General features: G+C 74.4%; 26 protein-coding genes. 16 read left to right on the top strand and 10 right to left on the bottom strand.

Features of this window, described 5'->3' with window-relative positions; all coding sequences use genetic code 11:
• Nucleotides 1–3: 3 nt before the first annotated feature.
• Together ACSUPT_RS25780 and ACSUPT_RS25785 are read right to left on the bottom strand one after the other, a co-directional pair.
• Nucleotides 4–480 carry a hypothetical protein gene (locus ACSUPT_RS25780; RefSeq protein ID WP_361663493.1) on the bottom strand — a complete coding sequence of 159 codons (477 nt, stop codon included), beginning with the start codon at nt 478–480 and terminating at the stop codon, nt 4–6.
• A 5-nt stretch (nt 481–485) separates the two neighbouring features.
• Nucleotides 486–1,016 (bottom strand): ATP-binding protein, encoded by a 531-nt coding sequence (locus tag ACSUPT_RS25785; RefSeq protein WP_399217558.1) that lies wholly within the window; start codon nt 1,014–1,016, stop codon nt 486–488.
• A gap of 214 nt (nt 1,017–1,230) precedes the next feature.
• Here ACSUPT_RS25785 and ACSUPT_RS25790 point away from each other — a divergent pair, with 214 nt between their 5' ends.
• The 3 genes from ACSUPT_RS25790 to ACSUPT_RS25800 all read left to right on the top strand — a co-directional run bounded on the left by ACSUPT_RS25790 (nt 1,231) and on the right by ACSUPT_RS25800 (nt 3,276).
• Nucleotides 1,231–2,097, top strand: coding sequence for a helix-turn-helix domain-containing protein (locus ACSUPT_RS25790; RefSeq protein WP_436945689.1), 867 nt, complete (start codon nt 1,231–1,233; stop codon nt 2,095–2,097).
• On the top strand, nt 2,098–2,334 hold the full coding sequence (locus ACSUPT_RS25795) for a DUF397 domain-containing protein (protein ID WP_351966581.1): 237 nt from the start codon (nt 2,098–2,100) through the stop codon (nt 2,332–2,334). It begins immediately after the preceding gene.
• A gap of 108 nt (nt 2,335–2,442) precedes the next feature.
• Nucleotides 2,443–3,276 (top strand): SAM-dependent methyltransferase, encoded by an 834-nt coding sequence (locus ACSUPT_RS25800; RefSeq protein WP_351966582.1) that lies wholly within the window; start codon nt 2,443–2,445, stop codon nt 3,274–3,276.
• Nucleotides 3,277–3,488: 212 nt separating this feature from the next.
• Here ACSUPT_RS25800 and ACSUPT_RS25805 read toward each other — a convergent pair whose 3' ends face one another.
• Both ACSUPT_RS25805 and ACSUPT_RS25810 read right to left on the bottom strand, forming a co-directional pair.
• Nucleotides 3,489–4,832, bottom strand: a complete 1,344-nt coding sequence (locus ACSUPT_RS25805) for a 6-phospho-beta-glucosidase (protein ID WP_436945690.1) — start codon at nt 4,830–4,832, stop codon at nt 3,489–3,491.
• Between the two features lie 26 nt (nt 4,833–4,858).
• Nucleotides 4,859–6,637 carry a hydroxysqualene dehydroxylase gene (locus tag ACSUPT_RS25810; protein WP_351966584.1) on the bottom strand — a complete coding sequence of 593 codons (1,779 nt, stop codon included), beginning with the start codon at nt 6,635–6,637 and terminating at the stop codon, nt 4,859–4,861.
• Nucleotides 6,638–6,760: 123 nt separating this feature from the next.
• On the opposite strand from ACSUPT_RS25810, the gene ACSUPT_RS25815 reads away from it, so the two are divergent.
• Nucleotides 6,761–7,210, top strand: coding sequence for a YchJ family protein (locus ACSUPT_RS25815; RefSeq protein WP_351966585.1), 450 nt, complete (start codon nt 6,761–6,763; stop codon nt 7,208–7,210).
• Between the two features lie 24 nt (nt 7,211–7,234).
• Here the strand turns inward: ACSUPT_RS25815 and ACSUPT_RS25820 are convergent, their stop codons facing one another.
• Nucleotides 7,235–7,495, bottom strand: a complete 261-nt coding sequence (locus tag ACSUPT_RS25820; RefSeq protein ID WP_351966586.1) for a hypothetical protein — start codon at nt 7,493–7,495, stop codon at nt 7,235–7,237.
• A gap of 171 nt (nt 7,496–7,666) precedes the next feature.
• On the opposite strand from ACSUPT_RS25820, the gene ACSUPT_RS25825 reads away from it, so the two are divergent.
• On the top strand, nt 7,667–7,861 hold the full coding sequence (locus tag ACSUPT_RS25825) for a hypothetical protein (RefSeq protein WP_351966587.1): 195 nt from the start codon (nt 7,667–7,669) through the stop codon (nt 7,859–7,861).
• 113 nt (nt 7,862–7,974) lie between these two features.
• Here the strand turns inward: ACSUPT_RS25825 and ACSUPT_RS25830 are convergent, their stop codons facing one another.
• On the bottom strand, nt 7,975–9,039 hold the full coding sequence (locus ACSUPT_RS25830) for an ATP-dependent DNA ligase (protein WP_436945694.1): 1,065 nt from the start codon (nt 9,037–9,039) through the stop codon (nt 7,975–7,977).
• A 66-nt stretch (nt 9,040–9,105) separates the two neighbouring features.
• Here ACSUPT_RS25830 and ligD point away from each other — a divergent pair, with 66 nt between their 5' ends.
• The 3 genes from ligD to ACSUPT_RS25845 all read left to right on the top strand — a co-directional run bounded on the left by ligD (nt 9,106) and on the right by ACSUPT_RS25845 (nt 11,408).
• The gene (gene ligD, locus ACSUPT_RS25835) at nt 9,106–10,113 is read left to right on the top strand and encodes a non-homologous end-joining DNA ligase (protein WP_351966589.1); all 1,008 of its coding nucleotides are present in this window, start codon (nt 9,106–9,108) and stop codon (nt 10,111–10,113) included.
• Nucleotides 10,114–10,120: 7 nt separating this feature from the next.
• Nucleotides 10,121–10,924 (top strand): VOC family protein, encoded by an 804-nt coding sequence (locus ACSUPT_RS25840; protein WP_436945696.1) that lies wholly within the window; start codon nt 10,121–10,123, stop codon nt 10,922–10,924.
• 259 nt (nt 10,925–11,183) lie between these two features.
• Entirely contained in the window at nt 11,184–11,408 is a 225-nt protein-coding gene (locus ACSUPT_RS25845) for a WhiB family transcriptional regulator (protein ID WP_351966644.1), read from the top strand.
• A gap of 18 nt (nt 11,409–11,426) precedes the next feature.
• Here ACSUPT_RS25845 and ACSUPT_RS25850 read toward each other — a convergent pair whose 3' ends face one another.
• The 3 genes from ACSUPT_RS25850 to ACSUPT_RS25860 form a co-directional block, all read right to left on the bottom strand.
• The gene (locus ACSUPT_RS25850) at nt 11,427–12,401 is read right to left on the bottom strand and encodes an acyl-ACP desaturase (protein WP_351966591.1); all 975 of its coding nucleotides are present in this window, start codon (nt 12,399–12,401) and stop codon (nt 11,427–11,429) included.
• A 107-nt stretch (nt 12,402–12,508) separates the two neighbouring features.
• Nucleotides 12,509–14,128 (bottom strand): ABC-F family ATP-binding cassette domain-containing protein, encoded by a 1,620-nt coding sequence (locus ACSUPT_RS25855; RefSeq protein WP_361663517.1) that lies wholly within the window; start codon nt 14,126–14,128, stop codon nt 12,509–12,511.
• 421 nt (nt 14,129–14,549) lie between these two features.
• Complete coding sequence (locus tag ACSUPT_RS25860; RefSeq protein ID WP_351966593.1) at nt 14,550–14,966, bottom strand: SsgA family sporulation/cell division regulator; 417 nt, start codon at nt 14,964–14,966, stop codon at nt 14,550–14,552.
• Between the two features lie 151 nt (nt 14,967–15,117).
• Between ACSUPT_RS25860 and ACSUPT_RS25865 the strand changes: the two genes are divergently transcribed.
• From ACSUPT_RS25865 to ACSUPT_RS25875, 3 genes are all read left to right on the top strand, one after another.
• The gene (locus ACSUPT_RS25865) at nt 15,118–16,269 is read left to right on the top strand and encodes a WD40/YVTN/BNR-like repeat-containing protein (protein WP_436945697.1); all 1,152 of its coding nucleotides are present in this window, start codon (nt 15,118–15,120) and stop codon (nt 16,267–16,269) included.
• An 86-nt stretch (nt 16,270–16,355) separates the two neighbouring features.
• Complete coding sequence (locus ACSUPT_RS25870; RefSeq protein ID WP_436945698.1) at nt 16,356–17,063, top strand: endonuclease V; 708 nt, start codon at nt 16,356–16,358, stop codon at nt 17,061–17,063.
• Nucleotides 17,060–17,437: a VOC family protein gene (locus tag ACSUPT_RS25875; RefSeq protein WP_351966596.1), complete on the top strand. Its 378-nt coding sequence runs from the start codon at nt 17,060–17,062 to the stop codon at nt 17,435–17,437. The genes ACSUPT_RS25870 and ACSUPT_RS25875 overlap by 4 nt, the downstream gene beginning before the upstream one ends.
• Nucleotides 17,438–17,463: 26 nt before the next feature.
• Here the strand turns inward: ACSUPT_RS25875 and ACSUPT_RS25880 are convergent, their stop codons facing one another.
• Complete coding sequence (locus tag ACSUPT_RS25880; RefSeq protein WP_436945700.1) at nt 17,464–18,657, bottom strand: saccharopine dehydrogenase family protein; 1,194 nt, start codon at nt 18,655–18,657, stop codon at nt 17,464–17,466.
• A 276-nt stretch (nt 18,658–18,933) separates the two neighbouring features.
• Between ACSUPT_RS25880 and ACSUPT_RS25885 the strand changes: the two genes are divergently transcribed.
• The 5 genes from ACSUPT_RS25885 to ACSUPT_RS25905 all read left to right on the top strand — a co-directional run bounded on the left by ACSUPT_RS25885 (nt 18,934) and on the right by ACSUPT_RS25905 (nt 25,525).
• On the top strand, nt 18,934–20,079 hold the full coding sequence (locus tag ACSUPT_RS25885) for a CaiB/BaiF CoA transferase family protein (RefSeq protein ID WP_365726453.1): 1,146 nt from the start codon (nt 18,934–18,936) through the stop codon (nt 20,077–20,079).
• A complete protein-coding gene (locus ACSUPT_RS25890) occupies nt 20,076–21,221 on the top strand; it encodes an acyl-CoA dehydrogenase family protein (protein WP_351966599.1) in 1,146 nt (381 codons plus the stop codon). Before ACSUPT_RS25885 ends, ACSUPT_RS25890 begins: the two co-directional genes overlap by 4 nt.
• Nucleotides 21,222–21,284: 63 nt before the next feature.
• The gene (locus tag ACSUPT_RS25895; RefSeq protein ID WP_351966600.1) at nt 21,285–22,499 is read left to right on the top strand and encodes an acetyl-CoA C-acetyltransferase; all 1,215 of its coding nucleotides are present in this window, start codon (nt 21,285–21,287) and stop codon (nt 22,497–22,499) included.
• A gap of 95 nt (nt 22,500–22,594) precedes the next feature.
• On the top strand, nt 22,595–24,766 hold the full coding sequence (locus ACSUPT_RS25900; protein ID WP_436946268.1) for a 3-hydroxyacyl-CoA dehydrogenase NAD-binding domain-containing protein: 2,172 nt from the start codon (nt 22,595–22,597) through the stop codon (nt 24,764–24,766).
• A 267-nt stretch (nt 24,767–25,033) separates the two neighbouring features.
• The gene (locus ACSUPT_RS25905; RefSeq protein ID WP_436945701.1) at nt 25,034–25,525 is read left to right on the top strand and encodes a hypothetical protein; all 492 of its coding nucleotides are present in this window, start codon (nt 25,034–25,036) and stop codon (nt 25,523–25,525) included.
• The last annotated feature ends 1 nt before the right edge of the window (nt 25,526 follow it).

Here is a 25,526-nt window from a genome sequence, read left to right on the forward strand (position 1 = left end):
GCCCTAGATGGGCGACCTCACCGTCGGGACCGTCCACGCCGGGGCCGTTCCGGTGAGCTGGCAGACCATCAGGTACAGCGGGATCGGCGGGGTGTACGGGGACGTGGCTCCCGGGCGCCGCATCAGGCGCGGGCGCCGGTCGGGGACGTACCCGCCGGGCGCGTAGCAGGCGGGCAGCGGCCAGCGCAGATCGGCGTCCGAGCCGGCCGGTACGAGCCACCACCACCAGTCGGAGTCGGCGAACACGCAGCCGTTTCCGGGCAGTCGGCTCAGCAGCCGCATCCCGTGCCGCGCGGGCACACCGACCGCGTCGCAGCCGAGCACGGCGGGCAGATGGGGCGGCGGGGTCAGCTGGACCTCGCCGAGCGCCTCCCCCCGCAGGCCGCCCTCCCCGGGGCGGCCGTGCGGCCCCGCCCCGTCGCGCGCGCCGCGCGTTCCCGCCCCCGCGTGCGGGCCGTGCGCGGACAGCAGGGACACCATGGACCTCAGCATGGTTCCGCCGTGTCGTGGACCAGTTCCGCCCAGACGACGCGGCCCGCCCCGTGCCGGCTGTCATGGCTGCCCCAGGCGCTGGACATGGCGTCGACGAGCAGCAGTCCCCGGCCGCACTCCTCGCGCTCGGCGGTGCGCAGCCGCGGTCCGGTCACGCGGCAGCCCTCGTCGTGGACGGCGATCCGCACATGCGCGCCGCGGTCGCGCAGCTCGCAGACGACCCGGCCGCTGGCGGTGTGGACGACGGCGTTGGTGAACAGCTCGGAGACGACGAGTTCGGCCGTGTCGCGCACGTCCCCGGCCAGGCCCCACAGGGCGAGGCGGTCCACGACGAGGTGGCGGGCCCTGGCGACGGACTCGGCGCGGGCGGGCAGCTCGAACGCGAAGCGGCGGACGTCCGGGGTGTGGGTCGTGGCGGTGTGCGCGCGGGGCCGCGGGATCTGGGGCAGGCCGTGGGGGAGCGGTGTCGTGGTCACCGGTCGAGCGGCTATGAGCTGGGGGGTGAGCGCATTACCAGGTGCCACGACCGATTCCTCACATGGGAGCGGCGCCGTACGCCGCATCTCCCCGGGGCAGAGCGCGCGGCAGCCGCGTGAACTGGTTCACCGACTGGTTCATCGGAATACTTTCCTCCCGTCGGCGACACTTGGCAAGAGGCACTCTGAAAATTGCAGAGTGCTGTGTTCTCTCTGGCCATCACATGGCACACTCAACGAAAAAGCGCGTGGGAGGTCAGAAGTGAGCGAGCCGCGGTCCGCCCCCACGGTGGGACAGGTCGTACTGGGCAGACGACTCCAGGATCTGCGGGAGCGCGCGGGCCTGAAGCGCGAGGAGGCCGCCAAGGTCCTGCACGTGGCCCCGGCCACCGTCCGCCGCATGGAGACGGCCGAGGTGGCCCTCAAGATCCCTTACGTGCAGCTGCTCCTCCAGGCGTACGGCGTCGACCCCGCCGAGGCGGACGGCTTCGTGCGGCTCGCCGAGGAGGCCAACAAGCCCGGTTGGTGGCAGCGGTTCCACGACGTCCTGCCCGGCTGGTTCAGCATGTACGTCAGCCTGGAGGGCGCGGCGAGCCTCATCCGGGCATACGAGCCCCACTTCGTTCCCGGACTGCTCCAGACCGAGGACTACGCGCGTGCCGTCCTGCGCGCCGGCGCCCTCGGACAGGTCGGCCCCGAGGACATCGAGCGCCATGTCGCGCTGCGGATGGAGCGGCAGGGCCTGCTCACGCGCGAGGACGCCCCGAAGTTCTGGGTCGTCATGGACGAGACGGTGCTGCGCCGCCGCCCGCCCGGCACCGCCCCGGCGGTGATGCGGGCCCAGCTCGACCGGCTGATCGAGGCGGCCGAACTGCCGCACGTCACCCTCCAGGTGGCCGAGTTCGCGTCGGGCCACCACCCCGGCGCGTACGGCCCCTTCGTCCTCTTCCGGTTCGCCGTGCCCGAACTCCCGGACATGGTCTACAGCGAGTACCTGACCGGCGCCGTCTACCTCGACGCGCGCCCCGAGGTGGCCTCCCACCTCGAGGTCATGGACCGCATGGCGGCGCAGGCCGCCTCCGCACAACGCACGAAGGAAATCCTCCAGGCTTTCCGCAAGGAGCTGTGAATGGTTCGCATATACAACGGCATGCCCGCCGCCGACCTCGGCGCCGAGGGGTGGCACAAGCCGTGGAGCGGCGGCAACGGCGGCAACTGCATCGAGGCCATGAAGCTGGCCGACGGCAGGGTCGCGGTGCGCCAGTCCGCCGACCCAGACGGCCCCGCCCTCATCTACACCCCCGCGGAGATCGCCGCCTTCATCCAGGGCGCCAAGTCCGGGAAGGCCGACTTCCTGCTCACCTGACCCGCAGTCATACAGTGGCGTCCGTCACGGTGATGACCACGCGGCCGACCCCCGCGCACCGCGGCACCCGAAACGCACACGCACCGACCCCGACCCCTGGAGCAGCCGATGACCGGGAACGACACCGCCACCGACGGCGTACCCACCGCAGGTGGCGTACGGATCGACACGAGCAAGCCGCATCCCGCCCGGATGTACGACTGGTTCCTCGGCGGCAAGGACAACTACCCGGTCGACGAGGAGATGGCCCGCCAGCTCCTCACCATCGACGCCAGGGGCCGGGACATGGCGCGGGTGAACCGGGCGTTCATGCACCGCGCGACCCGCTGGCTCGGCAAGGCGGGCGTCCGCCAGTACCTGGACATCGGCACCGGCATCCCCACCGAGCCCAACCTGCACCAGATCGCCCAGCAGGTCGCGCCCGAGTCGCGGATCGTCTACTGCGACAACGACCCGATCGTCCTCGCCCACGCCGAGGCGCTGCTGCGCTCCACCCCGGAGGGCGCCACCGCGTACATCCAGGCCGACGCCCGCGACCCGCAGACCATCCTCGAACGCGCGGGGGAGGTCCTCGACTTCACCCAGCCGATCGCGCTGTCCATGCTGGCGCTGCTGCACTTCGTGGACGACGAGGACGGCGCGTACGAACTGGTGGCCCGGCTCGTCGAGCGGCTCGCGCCGGGCAGCTATGTGGTGCTGTCCCATGTGACCAGCGAGTTCGACCCGGAGGGCGCCGAGAAGGCCCGCGCCCTCTACCAGAAGCGCGGCCTCACCCTGCGGCCCCGCACCCGCGAGGAGCTCACCCGCTTCTTCGACGGCCTGGAGCTGGTCGAGCCGGGCGTCACCCTGACCGCCGATTGGCACCCGGAGCTGGGCGAGCCCGTCCCGGTCGCGGGCGACGAGCCGATCCCGGGATACGCGGGAGTGGCCCGCAAGCCCTGACCCCGCCGCACCGGCCGCGACCCCGCGGCCACCACCGCCGCGACCCCGTCGCCACGGCCGTGCTCCCGCACCGGAGCCCGGCCGTGCGGCCGTCCGGCCGTCGGGTCGGCGCGCAAAGCCGCAGCAAGCGCCGCCCTCCAGGCCTCCGGCCGGCGCAGGGCCGCAGCGAACGCCGCCCTCCCGGCCGTCGGGCAGCAGCCGCAGGAAACGCCCTAGCCGAGGTACGCCAGCCCCGGGTGCTGCGCCCGGTACGCGTCCAGCAGGCGCCGCGCCACGGCCACCGAGTCGACCAGCGGGTGCAGGGCGAACGCCCTCACCGCCGCCTCCCGCGACCCGCTCTCCGCCGCCGCCAGCACCTCACGCTCCACCGCCTTGACCGCCGCCACCAAACCCAGCGCGTGGTACGGCAGCGGCGCCACCGACACCGGGTGGGCGCCGTTCGCGTCGACCAGGCACGGCACCTCGACCACCGCGTCCGCGTCGAGGCCCGGCAGCGCCGAGCGGTTGCGGACGTTCAGGATCAGCGTGGCCCGCTCGTCACGGGCGACGGCCCGCATCAGCGCGAGCGCCACCCGCTCGTACCCGCCCGGCTCCAGGTCCTCCGCCGCGCGGCCCCCCGTGTCCCCGGCCGCCTCCCGGTTCGCCGCCATGTACGTGGCCTCCCGCTCCGCGAGGGTGCGCCGCCACGCGTCGAGCGCCCGCACCTCCGGCCGGGCCGCCTCCGCGTAGAAGACGGCCTGCTGGTCGCGCAGATACGCCCCGCGCGTCCGCCCGCCGTCCCGGTAGGCCGCCACGGTCTCGCGGTTGGCGTAGTAGTAGTGGAGGTACTCGTTGGGGATCGCGCCCAGCGACCGCAGCCAGTCCGCGCCGAACAGCCGGCCCTCCTCGAACGAGCCGAGCGCCGCCTCGTCCGCCAGCAGCCCGGGCAGCAGGTCCCGGCCGTCCACCCGCAGCCCGCGCAGCCAGCCCAGGTGGTTGAGGCCCGCGTAGTCCATCCACACCCGGTCCGGGTCGGCGCCCAGCACCCGCGCGACCCGCCGGCCCAGCCCCACCGGCGAGTCGCAGATGCCGATCACCCGGTCGCCCAGCACCCCCGCCATCGCCTCCGTCACCAGGCCCGCCGGGTTGGTGAAGTTGATGACCCAGGCGTCCGGGGCCACCCGCGCCACGCGCCGCGCGACGTCCACCGCCACCGGCACGGTCCGCAGCCCGTAAGCGATGCCGCCGGCGCCCACCGTCTCCTGCCCGAGCACGCCCTCGGCGAGCGCCACCCGCTCGTCGGCGGCCCGGCCCGCGAGCCCGCCGACGCGGATCGCCGAGAAGACGAAGTCCGCGCCGCCCAGCGCCTCGTCCAGGTCGGTCGTCGCCGTCACGGCGGGCGCGTCCGCGACCCCGTCCGCCTGGTCGGCCAGGACGCGGCGGATCGCCGACAGCCGCGTGCCGTCCACGTCGTGCAGGACGACCCGGGTGACCCGGCCCTCGCCCCGGTCGGCCAGCAGCGCCCGGTACACCAGCGGCACCCGGAACCCGCCACCGCCCAGAATCGTCAGCCTCATGCCCCCGTACGCTACTGCCTTGCCGGTCAGCCCAGGTCGAGCGCGTTCGGCAGGCCCATCCGGTACCGCAGCAGGTCGTGCCGCTTCAGCGCCTCCAGCTCCGGCGGGCGGAACAGGCCGTGGACCGTGCAGCGCGGCGCCGCCGAACCGGCCCGGTCCAGCAGGGCGTTGACCGCCTGCCGCGCCGAGGCGTTGGCGCCCTCCATCGTCGCCAGGTCGATGTCGACGGCCACGTAGTCCCCGGCGAGGAAGAAGTTCGGCACCCGCGTCGCCGCGTCCGGCCGGTTGTGCAACGTCCCCACCGGATGGATCAGCAGCTCGTCCTCGTTGGTCGGGTGCGGCGTGCCGAGGCCGTCCACGCCCGGGTCCAGGAACCACGAGTGCAGCGCCCCGTCCTTGAGCGCCGGAGCGCCCGTGTCGTTGAGCGCGGCCTTCAGCTGCGCCCACACCTCCCGCGCGACCTGGTCGCGGGTGCACTGCTTGGCCGTCTTCCCGTACAGGATCCCCGGCCGGTCCCACTCGGAGATGTCGACCGACAGGCAGTCCACCACCGTGCCGTCGCCGTACGTGCCGGCGAAGTCCCCGCCCGTCCAGTGGTGGGCCTGGGCGATGGCCGTCAGCGACCAGGGCGAGTCGACGCAGTTCACATGGCCCCGGACCAGCGGCGGGCGCTCGGTCAGATAGAACTGGATGCCCGTCATCCAGTCGGTGCGCAGCCGGTCGCACCGGGCGAGCCGGGGGTCGGCCGCCCGCAGCGCGGCGCCCCAGGTCCGGCGGGCGTGCTCCACCGGCAGGGCGCTGACGTAGTGGTCGGCGGTGACCGTGCGGCCGGCGCCGTCCGGGCCCTCGACCAGCGCGCCCGTGATCCGGCCGTCCCCGTACCGCATCTCCCGGAGCGTCCAGCCGACCTTGAACTCGACTCCCAGGGAGCGCAGATGCGCCACCCACGGGTCGATCCACGCCTCGTTCGTCGGCGCGTTGAGGATGCGGTCCGGCGGGCCGTCCGCGCCCCGGCCGAGGGCGTTGAGGACGAACGCCTCCCCGAGGGTGCCGACCGTGCGGGTGCTGGCCTCCTCCGCCTTGGTGGCGACGATGTTGCGGGTGACGCCGACGGCGAGGATGCGCTGGTAGTCGGCGGACATGCGCTCCGCGCGGGTGAACTCCCACCAGGGCACGCGCTCCCACTGCCCGTCGCGCCGCTCCCGGCAGCTCGTCAGGAAGACCAGCGCCCGGTTGACGAAGTACGCCACCTCGTGCGCCGGCAGACGGACGGCCGTGTCGAGCAGGGCGGTCAGGGCGCGGCGCAGCTCGTCCAGGGTGAGCGCCTCCGGGCGGTGGCCCGGCCACGGAATGGGGAAGCGCAGGTCCTCGCGGCCCGTGCGGGCCATCATCATCTCGCGGGGCGCCACCAGGTTGTCGTGGACGCCGTTCGGGTTGCCGGGGAAGGGGATGCGCCGCATCGTGTCCGGCAGGTTGTGGTAGATGCCGGGGATGAAACGGAAGCCGTGCTCGGCGGGAAGCGGGCGGCGGCCGCCCCTGGCGCTGCCGGGCACGTCCATGCTGCGCGCCTTGCCGCCGAGGGCGCGGCGCTCGTACACGGTGACGTGGAAGTTCCGTTCGGCCAGTTCGTGCGCGGCCGTCAGCCCGGCGACGCCGCCGCCGAGCACGGCGACCGTCCCCGGTGATCCGGCGCCCGCGGGGCGGGGCGCGGCCGCGCGGGCGGTTCCCGTGCCGGCCAGCCCCGCGCCGGTGACGGCGGCCGCGCCCGCGACGAACGTGCGTCGTGTCGTACCCGTACGGTCCATGCCGCCCCCTCTACCTGCCGGTAACCAGGCGCAGGAGGATAGGGGCGGGTGCCGGGACCCGGAAGCGTCGTGCGGAGCGGGCCGCGCACAATGGCCGGAAGCCGCCCCGGGCACAATGGCCCCATGTCGCGACGCAAGCCCCGCCCGAAGTCCCCCGCCGCGCCCGCCCCGGCCCCGGCCGTCCGGCCGGAGGGCCCGTGCCCCTGCGGGCTGCCCGCCCCCTACGGGGAGTGCTGCGGGCGCTTCCACACGGGCGCCGCGACCGCCCCGACCGCCGAACGGCTGATGCGGTCCCGCTACAGCGCCTTCGTGGTGCGCGACGAGCCGTACCTGCTGCGCACCTGGGCGCCGGCCACCCGCCCGCGCTCGGTCGACTTCGACCCGGACATGCGCTGGACGGGGCTGGAGGTCCACGCGGCCGAGGACGGCACCCTCTTCCACACCACCGGCACGGTGACCTTCACGGCCCGCTACACCCACCGGGGCGAGCCGGGCGCCCTGCGGGAGCGCAGCCGCTTCGAGAAGGCCGACGGGCAGTGGCTGTACGTGGACGGAACCTTCGACGGGGAGTGACCGGCGGACGACCCTGCCGGACCGTCAGACGATCCCGCCGCCGGGACGCAGCACCAGACCGGGGTTGTACGCGGCGAGGATCTTGTTCGCGCGGGCCAGCGCCGCCAGGGCGTGCTCGCGGTCGGCCTGGTCCTCCTGGCACATCGGACCCCGGAAGCGGCGCACCTCGCGGGCCGCGCACTCGGCGTCGATCTCCGCCTGCAGGACGCCCGTCGGCATGCAGGAACCGATCAGGGCGGCGACGTGGTCGGGGATCGGGACGGGGATGAGACGCGACACGGTCACGTGAGGTCCTTTACTGCTGTCCTGCTTCTGGCAGGCGCCGGGTGCGGGGTGTACCCCTCCATGGTGACGGTTGGCGGGCACCGGTTCGTCGCCGGGTCTGTATCCGTCCTGCAACCGTTCCGGCGTTTCCCGGCCGACCGGGGGGTACCCGACCGGGCCGGAGGTGATCGCATGCCCGAGCCAGGCAGCAAGAAGTACGACATCCACCGCGCCCGGCTCCGCAAGGAGGCCGAGGACCGCGGCGTCTCCGACCAGGAGGCCAACGAGGAGGCCAACGCGACCCTGCAGAGGTCACCCGGATGGCGCTCCCGCGGCCCGCGCACCGAACGCGGCCGCGGCCCGAAGGGCGAACGCCAGGGGGAGTGACCCCCGGCGGGGACGACACCGCGGGGCGCGGGCCCATCGCGGACCCGCGCCCGGCGCCCGCACCCCGCGCCCCGTCCCCCAGGGTCCCGAGCCCCGCGCCCGCCCCCGCGCCCTCAGGGTCCCGACAGCACCTCGTCCAGGTCGTACGAGACGGGCTCCTCCAGCTGGGCGTAGCCGCAGCTCTCCGGGGTGCGGTCCGGGCGCCACCGCCGGAACTGCGCCGTGTGCCGGAACCGGTCGCCCTCCATGTGGTCGTACCCCACCTCGCAAACCCGTTGCGGGCGCAGCGGCACCCACGACAGGTCCTTCTTGCCCGACCAGCGGCTCGGCGCCCCCGGCAGCCGGGCGGTCTCGTGGGCGGCCGCGTCCGCCCAGGACGCCCAGGGGTGGCCGTCGGGCGGGTCCATGACGAGCGGGGCCAGCTCCTCGACCAGTTCCCGCCGCCGCGCGGCCGTGAAGGCGGCGCACACCCCGACGTGCTGGAGGGCGCCCCCGGAGTCGTACAGGCCGAGCAGCAGGGAGCCGACGACGGGGCCGGTCTTGTGGAGCCGGTACCCGGCGACCACCACGTCCGCCGTCCGCTCGTGCTTGATCTTGTACATGAGCCGCGCGTCCGGCCGGTAGCGCAGGTCCAGCGGTTTGGCGATCACCCCGTCGAGCCCGGCGCCCTCGTACTGCTCGAACCACCGCTGCGCCACCGCGGCGTCGGTCGTCGCGGGCGCCACGTGCACGGGCGGCCGCACCCCGCCGAGCACCCGCTCCAGCGCCGCCCGCCGCTCCGTCAGCGGCTCGTCCATCAGGGACGCGTCGTCCAGGGCCAGCAGGTCGAAGGCGACGAACCGCGCCGGGGTCCGCTCGGCCAGCATCCGCACCCGCGACTCGGCCGGGTGGATGCGCTCGGTCAGCCGGTCGAAGTCCAGCCGCCCGCCGTGCGCGACGACGATCTCGCCGTCCACCACGCACCGCCGCGGCAGCCGCTCCCGGGCCGCGTCCACCAGCTCGGGGAAGTACCGGGTGAGCGGCTTGCCCGTCCGGCTGCCGATCACCACCTCGTCCCCGTCGCGGTGGACGATCGCGCGGAAGCCGTCCCACTTCGCCTCGTAGTGCATCCCCGGCGGGATCTTCTTCACGCTCTTGGCGAGCATCGGCTTCACGGGCGGCATCACCGGCAGGTCCATGGCACGATTCTGCGCCCGGATCGTCCCGATATGCGCGTTGGGTGTGCTCCGCCTACCGTGGCGCCCATGGGAGAAGCGGTGGAGCTGGAGGCCGGCGGGCGGACCGTGCGCCTGTCCAACCCGGACAAGGTGTACTTCCCGGAGCGCGGCTTCACGAAGCTGGACGTCGCCCGGTACTTCCTCGCCGTCGGCGACGGCATCACCCGGGCGCTGCGCGACCGCCCCACCACCCTGGAGCGCTTCCCGGACGGGGTCGAAGGCGAGTCCTTCTTCCAGAAGCGGGCCCCCAAGAACCTGCCCGACTGGATCGCCACCGCCCACATCGCCTTCCCCAGCGGACGCTCCGCCGACGAGATCCGCCCCACCGAGATCGCCGCCGTCCTGTGGGCGGCCAACCTCGGCACCCTCACCTTCCACCCCTGGCCGGTGCGCGGCGACGCCACCGACCACCCCGACGAACTGCGCATCGACCTCGACCCCCAGCCCGGCACCGGCTTCGCCGACGCCGTCCGCGCCGCGCACGAACTGCGCGCCCTCCTCGACGAGTACGGGCTGCGCGGCTGGCCCAAGACGTCGGGCGGGCGCGGCCTGCACGTCTTCGTGCCCATCGAGCCGCGCTGGACCTTCACCGGGGTGCGCCGCGCCGCCATCGCCGTCGGCCGCGAGCTGGAGCGCCGGATGCCCGGCAAGGTCACCACCGCCTGGTGGAAGGAGCAGCGCGGCGAGCGGATCTTCGTGGACTACAACCAGACGGCCCGCGACCGCACCATCGCCTCCGCCTACTCCGTACGGCCCCGGCCCCACGCCCCGGTCTCCGCACCGCTGCGCTGGGACGAGCTCGACGCGGCCGACCCGCGCGACTTCGACCTGCTCACCATGCCCGCCCGCTACGCCGAACTGGGCGACGTCCACGCCGACATGGACGACCACGCCTTCGGCCTGGAGGGCCTGCTGGAGCTGGCCGAGCGCGACGAGCGGGAGCACGGCCTCGGCGACCTGCCGTACCCGCCCGACTACCCCAAGATGCCCGGAGAGCCCAAGCGCGTGCAGCCCAGCCGCGCCAAGAAGGAGTGACACCCCCATGCTGACCACCCGCTATGTCACCGGGGCGCCCGTCTGGGTCGACCTCGGCACCCCCGACATGGACGGCGCCCGCGCCTTCTACGGGGCGCTGTTCGGCTGGGAGTTCGCCCCCGGCGGCCCCGAGGTCGGCGGCTACGGGATGTTCACGCGGGACGGCCGGACCGTCGCGGGCGGCATGGCCGTGCCGCCCGAGCAGGGCGAGCCCGCCTGGACGCTGTACTTCCGCACCCCGGACGCCGAGGCCGCCGCGACCGCCGTGCGCGCGGGCGGCGGCAGCGTCACGCTCGACCCGATGCGGGTCCTGGACCTCGGCCGCATGGCCCTGTTCACCGACCCCACCGGCGCCGGCTTCGGCGTGTGGGAGCCCGGGCGCAACCCGGGCCTGGACACGGTGGGTGAGCCGGGCGCGCTGTACTGGACGGAGCTGTACACCCCCGACCCGGTCGCGGACCTGTCGTTCTACGACATGGTCTTCGGCATGGAGGCCCACACGACGGAGGCCGGGGGGCCTGGCGCCGGCTCCATCCTGCTCCAGCCGGCCGGCACGGGCGTCGCCTCGATCGAGGACGCGTTCGGCGCCGTCGTCCCGCTCGCCGACGACCCGTCCGAGGCGGCCGGCCCGTCCTGGACGCCGTACTTCGCGGTGGACGGCCTCGACGCGGCCCTCGCGGAGGCCGAGCGCGGCGGCGGCAAGGTCCGCAAGGGCCCCGCCGACCTGGCGGGCATCGGCCGCTGCGCCAAGCTCACCGACCCGTACGGGGCCCGCTTCGCCGTCGTGGAGCAAACGCGCCAGGCGCGGTGACACGCCTGGCCGGGCAACCCCTTGTCCCGCCGCCGGGCGCGGGACATGCTGGCGGGGAAGCGACCGCTCTACGGGCGTTGATCCGTTGTTGACGAGTCGTTTATCGCGGTGGGGCAGCGTGGTCCGCATGCCGACGCACACCATTGAGAAGCGCCCCGCCCACCGCACGGACGACCGTGCCGACGTACGCGCCACGCCCCGCACGGACGACCGCCCCGCGCCCCGCGCCCCGCTCGCCCTCGCCCCGGCGGACGCCGAGCTGTCCTGGCAGGAGAGCGCCCTGTGCGCCCAGACCGGGCCCGAGCTGTTCTTCCCGGAGCCCGGCTCCTCCACCCGCGAGGCCAAGTTCCTCTGCGGGCTGTGCGACATCCGCGAGGCGTGCCTGGAGTACGCGCTCACGCACGACGAGCGGTTCGGCGTGTGGGGCGGCCTGTCCGAGCAGGAGCGGCACGAGCTGCGGCGGCGGCGCGCCGGCCGCCGCTGAACGCCGTGCCGGCGGCCGTCAGTGCCCGGCGCGGGCCGCCATCCGGGCCTTGCGCGCGGCGAGCTTCTCGTCGAACTTCGCCGCCTCCGCGTCCAGCCCGTTCATGTACAGCCCCAGCTCCTCCTGCGCCTTGAGCCCCTCCGGGCCGAGGCCGTCGATCTCCAGCACCTTGAGGAACCGCAGCACCGGCTGCAGCACGTCGTCGTGGTGGATGCGCAGGTTGTAGATCTCGCCGATGGCCATCCGGGCCGCGGCACGCTCGAAGCCCGGCATGCCGTGCCCCGGCATCCGGAAGTTGACCACCACGTCCCGCACCGCGCGCATGGTCAGGTCAGGGGCCAGCTCGAAGGCGGCGCCCAGCAGGTTCCGGTAGAAGACCATGTGCAGGTTCTCGTCCAGGGCGATGCGCGCCAGCATCCGGTCGCACACCGGGTCCCCCGACTGGTGGCCCGTGTTGCGGTGCGAGATCCGCGTCGCCAGCTCCTGGAAGGCCACGTACGCCACCGAGTGCAGCATCGAGTGGCGGTTGTCCGACTCGAAGCCCTCGCTCATGTGGGCCATCCGGAACTGCTCCAGCTGGTCCGGGTCCACCGCGCGCGACGCGAGCAGGTAGTCGCGCATCACGATGCCGTGGCGGCCCTCCTCGGCGGTCCAGCGGTGCACCCAGGTGCCCCAGGCGCCGTCCCGGCCGAAGAGGGTGGCGATCTCGTGGTGGTAGCTCGGCAGGTTGTCCTCCGTGAGGAGGTTGACCACCAGGGCGATCCGGCCCACCTCGGACACCTTGGACTGCTGCGGCTCCCACGCCTCGCCGTCCTCGAAGAGGCCGGGGAAGTTCCGGCCGTCCGACCACGGCACGTACTCGTGCGGCATCCAGTCCTTGGCGACCTTGAGGTGGCGGTTCAGTTCCTTCTCGACCACCTCTTCCAACGCGTACAGCAGCCGGGCATCGGTCCACTCCGCCGAACTGCCGAGGTGAGGAGAGGTAAGGGTCACGGGGGCTCCTGGAAAAACGGATCACTACCTACGGGCTCGTAGGTTACGAGACCGTAGGTTAAGCAGGCCGTAAGGCCCCCGCCAAGCCCGCCTCCGCCCGTGCCCGCTTACGTTCCGTTATGGGTGGAGGTGGGGGCGTCCAGGTCGAGCGTGCGTGTGATGCCGATCGCCTCCAGGAACGGCACATCGTGGCTGGCCACGAGCAGTGCCCCCTCGTACGCCTCCAGTGCCTGGGTGAGGCTGCGCACACTCGCCATGTCCAGGTTGTTCGTCGGCTCGTCCAGCATCAGCAGCTGCGGCGCCGGCTCGGCCAGCAGCAGCGCCGCCAGCGTCGCGCGGAACCGCTCGCCGCCCGACAGGGTCCCCGCCCGCTGATCGGCCTTCGCGCCCCGGAAGAGGAACCGCGCGAGGCGCGCCCGGATGCGGTTCGGCGTGGCGTCGGGCGCGAACCGCGCCACGTTCTCCACGACGCTCAGCCCGTCGTCCAGCACGTCGAGGCGCTGCGGCAGGAAGCGCAGCGGGACGTGCGCGGCGACCTCGCCCGCCACCGGCTCCAGCTCCCCGGCGATCGTCCGCAGCAGCGTGGACTTGCCCGACCCGTTCCGCCCGACCAGGGCGATCCGCTCCGGCCCGCGCACCTCGAACCCGCCTTCGAGCCGCACCCCGTGGCGCAGCGTCAGGTCGCGCAGGAGCAGCACGTCCCGGCCCGGAGGCACCGCCGTGTACGGCAGCTCCACCCGGATCGCGTCGTCGTCCCGTACGGCCTCCACGGCCTCGTCCAGCCGCTCACGCGCCTGCTCCAGCCGCTGGGCGTGGACGGCCCGGTGCTTGCCGGCCGAGACCTGCGCGGCCCGCTTCAGCCCGCCCGCCACGATCGGCGGCACCACCTTGTTGGCGGCCTGCTTATCGCCGTACCTCTTCCGCTTCGCCAGTTTCACCTGGGCCTCGGCCAGCTCGCGCCGCTGCCTGCGCACATCCGACTCGGCCGCGCGGACCAGCCGCTCGGCCGCCTCCTGCTCGGCGGCGACGGCCTCCTCGTACGCCGAGTAGGGGCCGCCGTACCAGGTGACCTCGCCGTCGCGCAGCTCGGCGACGCGGTCCACGTGCTCCAGCAGCTCCCGGTCGTGGCTGACGACGACGAGGACGCCCTGCCAGGCGTCGACGGCGGCGTACAGGCGGCGCCGGGCATGCAGGTCGAGGTTGTTCGTCGGCTCGTCGAGCAGCAGCACGGCGGGCCGGGCCAGCAGGAGTGCGGCGAGCCGCAGCAGGACGCACTCGCCGCCCGACAGCTCCCGCGTGGTGCGGTCCAGGCCGACCCGCTCCAGACCGAGCTGGTCGAGCGTGGCACGGGCCCGCTCCTCCACGTCCCAGTCGTCGCCGACGGCCGTGAAGTGCTCCTCCCGCACGTCCCCGGACTCGATGGCGTGCAGGGCGGCGCGCGTCGCGGCGATGCCGAGCGCCTCGTCCACCCGCAGCGCCGTGTCCAGCGCCGCGTCCTGCGGGAGGTAGCCGATGTCCCCGGCGGCGCGGACGGTCCCGGAGAGCGGGGCCAGCTCGCCGGCGAGCAGCTTCAGCAGTGTGGACTTGCCGGAGCCGTTGCGGCCGATGAGTCCGGTGCGGCCGGGGCCGACGGCGAGGTTCAGCCCGTCGAGGACGGGGGTGCCGTCGGGCCAGGCGAAGACGAGGCCGGCGCAGGAGAGTGCGGGCTGGGTGGGGGGATGTGACATGAGTGTCTCCCGGTTGCGTGAGAAGGGGTCCAGGGCAACGGGTGAGACACCGGGTGGACGACCGGGGCGGGCTGCGGCACACCGCGCGGCACGGCGCCCTCGGTGAGGGGCGGTGCGGCGCGGCGGGGGACGGGCTCGTACGCCGAGGTCGTACACGGGCGGCACGCACGGCACGCGCAGAAGGGCGCGCGGGTGCGGCGGCACGGTGTCTCAAGACCTCAGACGAGCAATGTCCTACTCCGATCGACGGCAATGGGCCGAGAAGAACGCTAGGGCGGCGCCACGGGAGACGCAATCGATTTAACGGGCGCGGGCCGGGGCGGCGCCTCTCGCGCAGGCCCGGGGTCGCGCCTCGCGCCGGCCGGGCGCGCCTCTCGCGCAGGCCCGGGGTCGCGCCTCGCGCCGGGCGGGGCCCGTCCCGTCAGAGGGCGTCGCGCAGCAGCAGCGCTAGGTCCCGGTCGAGGTCGAGGAAGAGGTGCTCGCACCCGGCCGGCACCGCGTGGCGGGTGCGGCGCAGGAAGCGACGGACCTCGCTGGTGCGGACGTGGACCATGGCGACGCCCTCGACGGCGTGGAACTCCACCACCGTGCGGTCGTGGCCGTACGGCCGGATCCGCACGTCGCCGACGCCGGCGGGCGCGTCGGCCCCCGCCGCGAGCAGGTCGCGGGAGAACTCCCACACGGCCTCCACCCCTTCGAGGGTCGCGGACGCGGGGAAGGCCATGCGGACGGCGAAGGGGTCGGCGGGGTCGTAGCTGAGGACGGCGGGGACGACGTCCATGCGGGGCGCCGACGCGACGAGACGGGCTTGCAGGGCCTGTTCGATGACGGTGGACACGTCCGGCTCCCTCGTAGGTCTCCCAGTTCACGGGGGAGGACGGCGAATCCGGCCACGGCGTGCACTCCGGGCCACTGTGACCTGTGTCACGAAGGCGGTGCCGAAGGGGCGGTCTGGACGGGGGCGGGGCCGGGCAGTACGTTCCGGCGCCATGAGAGCCAAGGGGAAGACGAGACGGTTGACGTCGCTGGCGCTGTGCGGGGCGGCCGTGGCCGCGACCGCCCTGCTGACCGGCCCGCCGGCGCAGGCCGCCCGGCCCGGGGCGCCCGGGGCCGAGAGGGCGGAGACGGCCGCCGGGGAGCGGGGGAGCGGGCTCTCCTGGGAGCCGTCCGCGACCGGCAGCACGGCCAGGTTCCGGGGCCTCGCCGCCGTGGACCGCGACACGGCGTGGCTCGCCGGTTCGCGCGGCACGGTCCTGCGCACCGCCGACGGCGGCCGCACCTGGCGGGACGTGTCACCGCCGGGAGCGGGGGAGCTGGAACTGCGGGACGTCGAGGCGTTCGACGGGCGGCGCGCGGTGGTGCTGGCCATCGGCGAGGGCGAGGCCTCCCGCATCCTGCGCACCGAGGACGGCGGAGCCACCTGGACGGAGGCGTTCCGCAACCCCGACCCGCGCGCCTTCTACGACTGCGTGGCCTTCTTCGACCGGCGCCACGGCCTGGCCATGAGCGACCCCGTCGACGGCAGGTTCCGCATCCTGTCCACGGCGGACGGCGGCCGCACCTGGCGGGTCCTGCCCGACGCGGGCATGCCGGCGGCGCTGCCCGGCGAGGCCGGGTTCGCGGCGAGCGGCCAGTGCCTGGTGACCGCGGGCCCGCGCGACGTGTGGCTGGCGACCGGCGGCGGCGCGACCGGCCGGGTGCTGCACTCCGCGGACCGGGGCCTGACATGGCGGGCCGTCGACGGGGTGATCCCGGCGGGCGACCCGGCGCGCGGCGTGTTCGGGCTCGCGTTCCGCGACCGGGCGCACGGCATCGCCGTCGGCGGCGACTACCGCGCCGACCAGCCCTCGGCGCGGGCCGCCGCCGTCTCGGGCGACGGCGGCCGCACCTGGCGTCCGGCCGCCGCGCCGCCGCCCGCGTACCGCTCGGGCGTGGCCTGGTTGCCGCACAGCCGGTCCGCCGCGCTCGCGGTCGGCCCGACCGGCACGGACCTCACCACCGACGGCGGCCGCACCTGGCGGACCATCGACACCGGCTCGTACGACACGGTCGACTGCACGCCCGACTTCTCCTGCTGGGCGTCCGGCGCGCAGGGCCGGGCGGCGCGCCTCGCGGTACACGGGGCGCCGCCGGTCCGCTGACGGGCGCCGGCCCGCCCCCGGCGCCTTCCTAGGCGCCTCCCGCCGGGGGGCGGGGGGCACGGCGACGCCCTAAGCTGACGGGCACTATGACGATCCTCGAAACGCCCGCCGGCTGGCCCGCCGACGAGACCGAGGCCCTGGCCGTCCAGGACGAACTGCGCGCCCGCGTCGTGCTCGACGAGCCGGGGCCCCCGGTCGGCACGGGCCTCGTGACCGGTGTCGACGTGGCGTACGACGACGAGCGCGATCTCGTCGCCGCGGCCGCCGTCGTCCTGGACGCCCGCACCCTCGACGTGGTCGACCGGGCCACCGCCGTGGGGCGCGTGTCGTTCCCGTACGTGCCGGGCCTGCTGGCCTTCCGCGAACTGCCCGCCGTCCTCGCCGCGCTGGACGCCCTGTCCACCGGCCCCGGCCTCGTGGTGTGCGACGGCTACGGGCAGGCGCACCCGCGCCGCTTCGGCCTCGCCAGCCACCTGGGCGTACTGACCGGCCTGCCGGTGCTGGGCGTCGCCAAGAACCCCTTCACCTTCACCTACGAGCAGCCGGGCCCCGCCCGCGGCGCCACCAGTGCGCTGACGGCCGGCACCGAGGAGGTGGGGCGTGCCGTGCGCACCCGCGACGGGGTGAAACCGGTCTTCGTGTCCGCCGGGCACCGCGTCACCCTGGACGACGCCTGCGCCCACACGCTGGCGCTGACGCCCCGCTACCGGCTGCCGGAGACCACCCGGCACGCCGACGCCCTGTGCCGCCGCGCCCTGCGCGAGGCCACCGTCCGCGAGGGGAGCGCCGCATGACCGGCCGCCTGCAGTGCGTGGTCCTCGACTGCCCCGACCCGCTCGGCCTCGCCCGCTTCTACGAGGGCGTGCTCGGCGGGGAGGTGAACCGGCCCGACCCGCGGTGGTCCCTCGACGACGACTGGGCGACCCTGCACCTGGCCGACGGGCAGGTCCTCGCCTTCCAGCGGGCCCCCGACCACCGGCCGCCCCGCTGGCCGGACCCGGCGCACCCCCAGCAGTTCCACCTGGACGTGGGCGTGGACGATCTGGCACGGGCCCGCGACGCGGCGGTGGCGCTGGGCGCCGCCGTCCTGGACGAGGGCGGGCCGGGGCGCGGCTGGATCGTCTGCGCGGACCCGGCCGGACACCCCTTCTGCCTGGTACGGGAGTAGCGGCGGGGCTCCGGCCGTCGCGCCGCTCAGCGTGCGTCGGCCACCCGGAAGCGGATGCCCGCCGCGCACAGCCGCTCCAGCAGCGCGTCGCCCATCGCGACGGCCGTCGTCACCTGCCCGGCCACCGCCGGAAGGCCCGTGTCGAAGGCGAGGCACAGCGCCGACTCGGCGAGCATCTTCGCCGTCTCGTCGTAGCCCGGATCGCCGCCCGACACCTCGGCGCAGACCCGCCGCCCGCCGCCCTCGCCGACGAACCGCACCCGGAACCAGCTGCGCCGCCTGCGCTCGGCGTCCGGGCCGCTGCCCGGCGCGTAACGCTCCATCAGCCACCGCCGCGCGGGCGGCAGCTGCGCCAGCGCGAAGCCCGCGCCCACGGCCGCCGCGCCGCCCAGCGCCATCGGCAGGGTCCGCACGGCCGCGTAGTGCCGGTACCGGAAGTCCGGGCCGTACACGGGCAGCGCGGCCGCCGACCGGGCCACCACGCGCGGGTCCAGCGTCGGCAGCGGCAGCGCCCACGCCCCCGTCTCCGGGCTGAACCGGGGCGCTCCCAGCGGCGCCCTGGCCCGCCGCCCCACCCGCCGCGGCTCGTGCAGCCGCCGCTCCCGCGCCGCCCGCGCCATGTGCGGGGCGCGGCCCATCGCGGTGAGCGCGGAGGCGAAGGTGCCGCCCGAGAAGAACGCGTTCGTCCGGACGAAGCCGTCCACGCGCAGCGGCACGTCGCGCGGGAGGCGCCGTACGGTGAAGTAGACGCCCAGGTCGTGCGGGACGGAGTCGAAGCCGCAGGCGTGCACCAGCCGCGCGCCCGTCTCCCGCGCCCGCGTGTCATGGCGTACGTACATCAGGTCGACGAACTCGGGCTCACCGGTTAGGTCGACGTAGTCCGTGCCCGCGTCCGCGCAGGCGGCGACGAGCGGCTCGCCGTACCAGAGGTACGGGCCGACCGTCGTGGCGACCACCCGCGCCGACCCGGCGAGCTCCCGCAGCGCGGCCGGGTCGCCCGCGTCGGCGACCAGCAGGGGCACATCGGCGCACGAGGGGTGCTCGGCGGCGAGCCGGTCGCGCAGCCGCTCCAGCCGCGCCCGGTCCCGCCCGGCGAGCGCCCAGCGGCAGCCCGCCGGGGCGTGCGCGGCGAGATAGCGGGCGGTCAGCTCCCCCACGAAGCCGGTCGCGCCGTAGAGAACCACGTCAAACGCCCGTGCCGTGCCGTCCCGCGTGTCCATCCGGTCCTCCGCCGCTGCTCTGGTGGGCTGGTTCCAGCAGGCAGAGGCTAGCGCCCGCGCCCGCCGGAGATCCCCGGCCGGTCCGCCGCCGGGCCGGGTCCCCGCGCCGGGTGATCCGCCGCCGGAAGGGGGGGCCCGGTTCCCGCGCCGCCCGCCGGGACCGGGGCGCGAGCCGTGTGCGCGGCGCGCCGGAAGGGGGTTGTGCACAGTGGAACACGTTCTTAACATCATCACTGTTACAGCGGAAGTGTCACAGTGGCGTGGCGAGGGGGCCGGATGACGGCGACGACAGGGAACGGCCCGCTCGGCGGAGTGCGCGTGGTCGAGCTGGCCGGCATCGGCCCCGGCCCGTACGCGGCCATGCTGCTCGCCGACCTCGGCGCCGACGTCGTACGCGTCGACCGGCCCGGCGGCGCCGGCCTCGGCATCGACCCGGCGTACGACCTGACCAACCGCAACAAGCGCTCCGTCCTGGTCGACCTCAAGGCCGACGACGGCCCCGCGACCGTCCTCGACCTGGTCGAACGCGCCGACATCCTCATCGAGGGCTACCGCCCCGGAGTCGCCGAACGCCTCGGCGTCGGCCCCCGCGCCTGCCTCGCCCGCAATCCGAAGCTCGTCTACGGGCGGATGACCGGCTGGGGCCAGGAAGGCCCGCTCGCCTCCCGCGCCGGCCACGACATCACCTACATCGCCGTCACCGGCACCCTCTCCATGATCGGCGCGCCCGGCGAACCGCCCACCGTCCCCGCCAACCTCCTCGGCGACTACGCGGGCGGCTCCCTCTACCTCGTCGTCGGCGTCCTCGCGGCGCTCCACCACGCCCGCGCCGAGGGCGGCACCGGACAGGTCGTCGACGCCGCCATCACCGACGGCGCCGCCCACCTCGCCACGATGATCCACGGCATGCTCGCCGCCGGCGCCTGGCAGGACCGGCGCGGCGCCAACCTCCTGGACGGCGGCTGCCCCTTCTACGGCACCTACGAGACCGCCGACGGCGGCCACATGGCGGTCGGCGCGCTGGAGCAGCGCTTCTACGACGAGTTCACCCGCCTCCTGGGGCTCGACCCGGACACCGCCGCCGCCCGCCACGACCCGGCCCGCTGGGACGAGCTGCGCGCGGCCGTCGCCGCCCGGTTCCGCACCCGCGGCCGCGCCGAGTGGACCGCCCTGTTCGAGGGCACCGACGCCTGCGTGGCGCCCGTGCTCTCGCTGCGCGAGGCCCCCGACCACCCGCACCTCGCCGCCCGCGGCACGTTCACCGCGCACGGCGGCCTCACCCAGCCCGCGCCCGCGCCCCGCTTCTCCGCCACCCCCGGCTCCGTACGCCGCCCGCCCGCGACGCCCGGCGCCGACGCCGACGAGGTGGCCCGCGACTGGGACGTGCCCCGCATCCGCCCCACCGACAGGAGGCCGAGTTGAAGCGCCGCATCTTCCGGGCCGAGCACGACGCGTTCCGCGACACCGTCCGCACCTTCCTCGCCAAGGAGGTCCTCCCGCACTACGCGCGCTGGGAGAAGGACGGGATCGTCGCCCGCGAGGCGTGGCTCGCCGCCGGCCGGCAGGGCCTCCTCGGCCTCGCCGTCCCCGAGGAGTACGGGGGCGGCGGCAACCCCGACTTCCGCTACGCCGCCGTCCTCGCCGAGGAGTTCACCCGCGCGGGCGCGCCCGGCCTCGCCATCGGCCTGCACAACGACATCATCGGCCCCTACCTGGTGAACCTCGGCACCGACGAGCAGAAGCGCCGCTGGCTGCCCGGCTTCTGCACCGGCGAGACGATCACCGCCATCGCCATGACCGAGCCCGGCGCCGGATCCGACCTCCAGGGCATCCGCACCACCGCCGAGGACCGCGGCGACCACTGGCTGCTCAACGGCTCCAAGACGTTCATCTCCAACGGCATCCTCGCCGACCTCGTCATCGTCGTCGCGAAGACCACCCCCGAGGGCGGCGCACACGGCCTGTCCCTCCTCGTCGTGGAACGCGGCATGCCCGGCTTCGAGCGCGGCCGCAACCTCGACAAGATCGGCCAGAAGGCCCAGGACACCGCCGAGCTGTTCTTCCACGACGTGCGCGTCCCCAAGGAGAACCTGCTCGGCGAGGTCGACGGCGCCTTCGTCCACCTGATGACCCATCTCGCGCAGGAGCGCCTCGCCATCGCCGTCGCCGCCGCGGCCGGCGCCGAGCACCTGCTGGAGATCACCACCGCGTACGTCAAGGAGCGCGAGGCGTTCGGGCGGCCCCTCGCCAGGCTCCAGCACGTACGCTTCGAGATCGCCGAGCTGGCCACCGAGTGCGCCGTCACACGCGCCTTCGTGGACGCTTGCGTCGAGGAGCACGCCGACGGCGGTGGGCTCGACGCCGTCCACGCCTCCATGGCGAAGTGGTGGGCGACCGAACTGCAGAAGCGGGCCGCCGACCGCTGTCTCCAGCTCCACGGCGGGTACGGCTATATGAGCGAGTACCCGGTCGCCCGCGCGTTCACCGACGGGCGGATCCAGACCATCTACGGCGGCACGACCGAGATCATGAAAGAGATCATCGGCCGTTCGCTGCTCGGCTGACCGCCACGGCCGGCCGGCCCCCACCGACGTTGAAGCGATCCCCGCGACGCGAAAGGCCCGACAGTGACCACCGAAGCGTATGTGTACGAAGCGATCCGCACCCCGCGCGGGCGCGGCAAGGCCAACGGCTCCCTGCACGGCACCAAGCCCATCGACCTGGTCGTCGGCCTCATGCGGGAGATGTGCGCCCGGCAGCCCGGCCTCGACCCGGCCGCCGTGGACGACGTCGTCCTCGGCGTCGTCTCGCCGCTCGGCGACCAGGGCTCCGACATCGCCAAGATCGCGGCCATCGCCGCGGGGCTGCCCGACACGGTCGCCGGCGTCCAGCAGAACCGCTACTGCGCCTCCGGCCTCGAAGCGGTCAACATGGCGGCGATGAAGGTCCGCTCCGGCTGGGAGGACCTGGTCTTCGCCGGCGGCGTCGAGTCGATGTCCCGCGTCCCGATGGGCTCCGACGGCGGCGCGTGGATGTCCGACCCGATGACCAACCACGACACCCGGTTCGTCCCCCAGGGCATCAGCGCCGACCTCATCGCCACCCTGGAGGGCTTCTCCCGGCGCGATGTGGACGAGTACGCCGCCCTCTCCCAGGAGCGCGCCGCCACCGCCTGGAAGGAGGGCCGCTTTGACCGGTCCGTCGTCCCCGTCAAGGACCGCAACGGCCTCGTCGTCCTCGACCGCGACGAGCACATGCGCCCCGGCACCACCGCCGACAGCCTCGCCTCGCTCAAGCCGTCCTTCGCGGCCATGGGCGAGATGGGCGGCTTCGACGCCGTGGCCCTCCAGACGTACCACTGGGTCGAGAAGATCGACCACGTCCACCACGCGGGCAACTCCTCCGGCATCGTGGACGGCGCCGCCCTCGTCGCCGTCGGCTCCCGCGAGGTCGGCGAGCGCTACGGGCTGACGCCGCGCGCCCGGATCGTCTCCGCCGCCGTCTCCGGCTCCGAGCCCACCATCATGCTCACCGGCCCCGCCCCCGCCAGCCGCAAGGCGCTGGCCAAGGCCGGGCTGACCATCGACGACATCGACCTCGTCGAGATCAACGAGGCGTTCGCCGCGGTGGTCCTGCGCTACGCCCGCGACATGGGCCTGTCCCTCGACAAGATCAACGTCAACGGCGGGGCGATCGCGCTCGGCCACCCCCTCGGCGCCACCGGCGCGATGATCCTCGGCACCCTCGTGGACGAACTGGAGCGCCAGGACAAGCGGTACGGCCTCGCGACGCTCTGCGTCGGCGGCGGCATGGGCATCGCCACCATCGTCGAACGCCTCTGACCGCGGTCGTCCCCGCACCGTCCGCGCCGCCCCCCGACTCCGCCGTCCCGCCCATCCCGCAACGGCCCGTAACGGAAGAAGCATCCATGACCGCCATGCCGACGCGCTCCACCATCCGCTGGGAGCAGGACGACACCGGGATCGTCACCCTCGTCCTGGACGACCCCGAGCAGTCCGCCAACACGATGAACGAGGCGTTCCGCGCGTCCATCGCCGCCGTCGCCGACCGGGCGGAGGCCGAGAAGGACTCCATCCGCGGCATCGTCTACACCTCCGCCAAGAAGACCTTCTTCGCCGGCGGCGACCTGGGCGACCTGATGAAGGCCGGCCCCGGTGACGCCGAGGCCGTCTTCGACGCCGCGAACGGCATCAAGCGCTCCCTGCGCCGGATCGAGACCCTCGGCAAGCCGGTCGTCGCCGCGCTGAACGGCGCGGCCCTCGGCGGGGGCTACGAGATCGCCCTCGCCTCCCACCACCGGATCGCCCTCGACGCGCCCGGCTCCAAGATCGGCCTGCCCGAGGTCACCCTCGGCCTGCTCCCCGGAGGCGGCGGCGTCACCCGCACCGTACGCCTCATGGGCATCACCGACGCCCTGCTGAAGGTCCTCCTCCAGGGCACCCAGTACGCGCCGCGCCGCGCCCTGGAGAACGGCCTCGTCCACGAGGTCGCCGAGACCTCCGAGGAGATGCTCGCCAAGGCCCGCGCCTTCATCGACGCGCACCCCGAGTCCCGCCAGCCCTGGGACGAGCCCGGCTACAAGATCCCCGGCGGGACGCCCGCGCACCCCAAGTTCGCCGCGAACCTGCCCGCCTTCCCCGCCAACCTGAAGAAGCAGCTGAACGGCGCCCCCTTCCCGGCCCCGCGCAACATCCTCGCGGCGGCCGTCGAGGGCGCCCAGGTCGACTTCGAGACGGCGCAGACGGTCGAGTCCCGCTACTTCACCGAGCTGGTGACCGGGCAGACCGCCAAGAACATGATCCAGGCGTTCTTCTTCGACCTGCAGGCCGTCAACGCCGGCCGCAGCCGCCCCCGGGGCGTCGAGCCGCGCACCGTCCGCAGGGCGGCCGTGCTCGGCGCCGGGATGATGGGCGCCGGCATCGCCTACGCCTGCGCGAAGGCGGGCATCGAGGTGGTCCTCAAGGACGTCACCGAGGAGGCCGCGGCGAAGGGCAAGGCGTACTCGGAGAAGCTCTGCGCCAAGGCGGTCGAGCGCGGCCGCACCAGCCGCGAGAAGGCGGACGCGCTGCTGGCCCGCATCCGGCCGACCGCCGACGTGGCCGACCTCGCGGGCTGCGACGCCGTCATCGAGGCCGTCTTCGAGGACACGGCGCTCAAGCACAAGGTGTTCCAGGAGGTCCAGGGCGTCGTGGCGCCCGACGCGCTGCTGTGCTCCAACACCTCGACGCTGCCGATCACCGTCCTCGCGGAAGGGGTGGAGCGGCAGGCGGACTTCATCGGCCTGCACTTCTTCTCGCCGGTCGACAAGATGCCGCTGGTCGAGATCATCAAGGGCGAGCGGACCGGCGACGAGGCGCTGGCCCGGGCTTTCGACCTGGTGCGGCAGATCGCCAAGACGCCGATCGTCGTCAACGACTCGCGCGGCTTCTTCACCTCGCGGGTCATCGGCCAGTTCCTCCACGAGGGCGTCGCGATGCTCGGCGAGGGCGTCGAGCCGGCGTCGATCGAGCAGGCGGCGGCGCAGGCCGGCTACCCGGCGAAGGTGCTGTCGCTGATGGACGAGCTGACCCTGACCCTGCCCCGTAAGATCCGCAACGAGACGCGGCGCGCGGTGGAGGAGGTCGGCGGCACCTGGCGGGTGCACCCGGCGGAGGCCGTCATCGACCGCATGGTCGACGAGTTCGGCCGTCCGGGCCGCAGCGGCGGCGCCGGTTTCTACGAGTACGACGAGGAGGGCCGCCGCACCCGGCTGTGGCCGGGGCTGCGCGAGCACTTCACCAGGCCGGACGCGGCGGTGCCGTTCGAGGACATGAAGGAGCGGATGCTCTTCTCCGAGGCGCTCGACTCGGTGCGCTGCCTGGAGGAGGGCGTCCTCACCTCCGTCGCCGATGCCAACATCGGCTCGGTGATGGGCATCGGCTTCCCCGCGTGGACGGGCGGCGTGCTCCAGTACATCAACGGCTACGAGGGCGGCCTGCCCGGCTTCGTCGCCCGCGCCCGCGAACTGGCGGCCCGCTACGGCGACCGCTTCGCACCGCCGGCGCTCCTGCTGGAGAAGGCGGAGCGGGGCGAGACCTTCACCGACTGAGGCGCGAACACCCGGTCGGAGCCCCGTCTTCCTCCAGGCGGGGCCCCGCCGGGGTGCGCTGCCGTGCCCGCGGTGAAGAGGTGCACCGGCACGGCGCTTTCCAGCCACCCCCACCGGCCGGGCGCCTCCCGTCCCCGTCCCGGTACCCGAGACGTGGCCGGGGCGGCGGATCGGCTCGTACGCACGCCGCTCCCGCCGCACGCGCGTGTACGGATCGGCTACGGCATCCTCAAGCGAACGCACCCGCGCGGAAGGCACCCACACCTCATGGATCTCGTTCTGGACCCGCCACTCGGCGCCGGCCCCGTACGCCTCGGGATGACGCCCGACGAGGCCGTCGCGGCCGTATCCCCCTGGGGCACGCCCGAAATCGAGACGGACGACGACGAGACGGTCATCCACACCAGGTGCCGGGACATCCCGGTGACCGTCTTCCTGGAGGGAGCCGGCGATGCCGTCACCGCCGTCGAGCTGTGGTGGCCCGGCGAAGGCCGCCGGACCGACGTCCGGGTGCTCCTCTACGGCGACGACGTCTTCACGACCCCCGCCGAGGACCTGTTCCGCCGGGTCGAGGAGCGCGGCTGGACCGTCGACCGGACCGAGCCGGAGCACCCCTTCGTCCCCGGCGTCTGCCTGGGCTTCACCCGCCGGACCTCCCAGGAGGTGCCCCGCACACAGGACGGCCTGCCCGTCCACGTCACGGCCGTCCTCGTCGCCGGCGAGCACTACTACGACGTGCGCCTGCGGGGTGACCTCTGAC

The organism is Streptomyces sp. SudanB25_2051, from assembly GCF_964272635.1.
Taxonomy (GTDB): domain Bacteria; phylum Actinomycetota; class Actinomycetes; order Streptomycetales; family Streptomycetaceae; genus Streptomyces.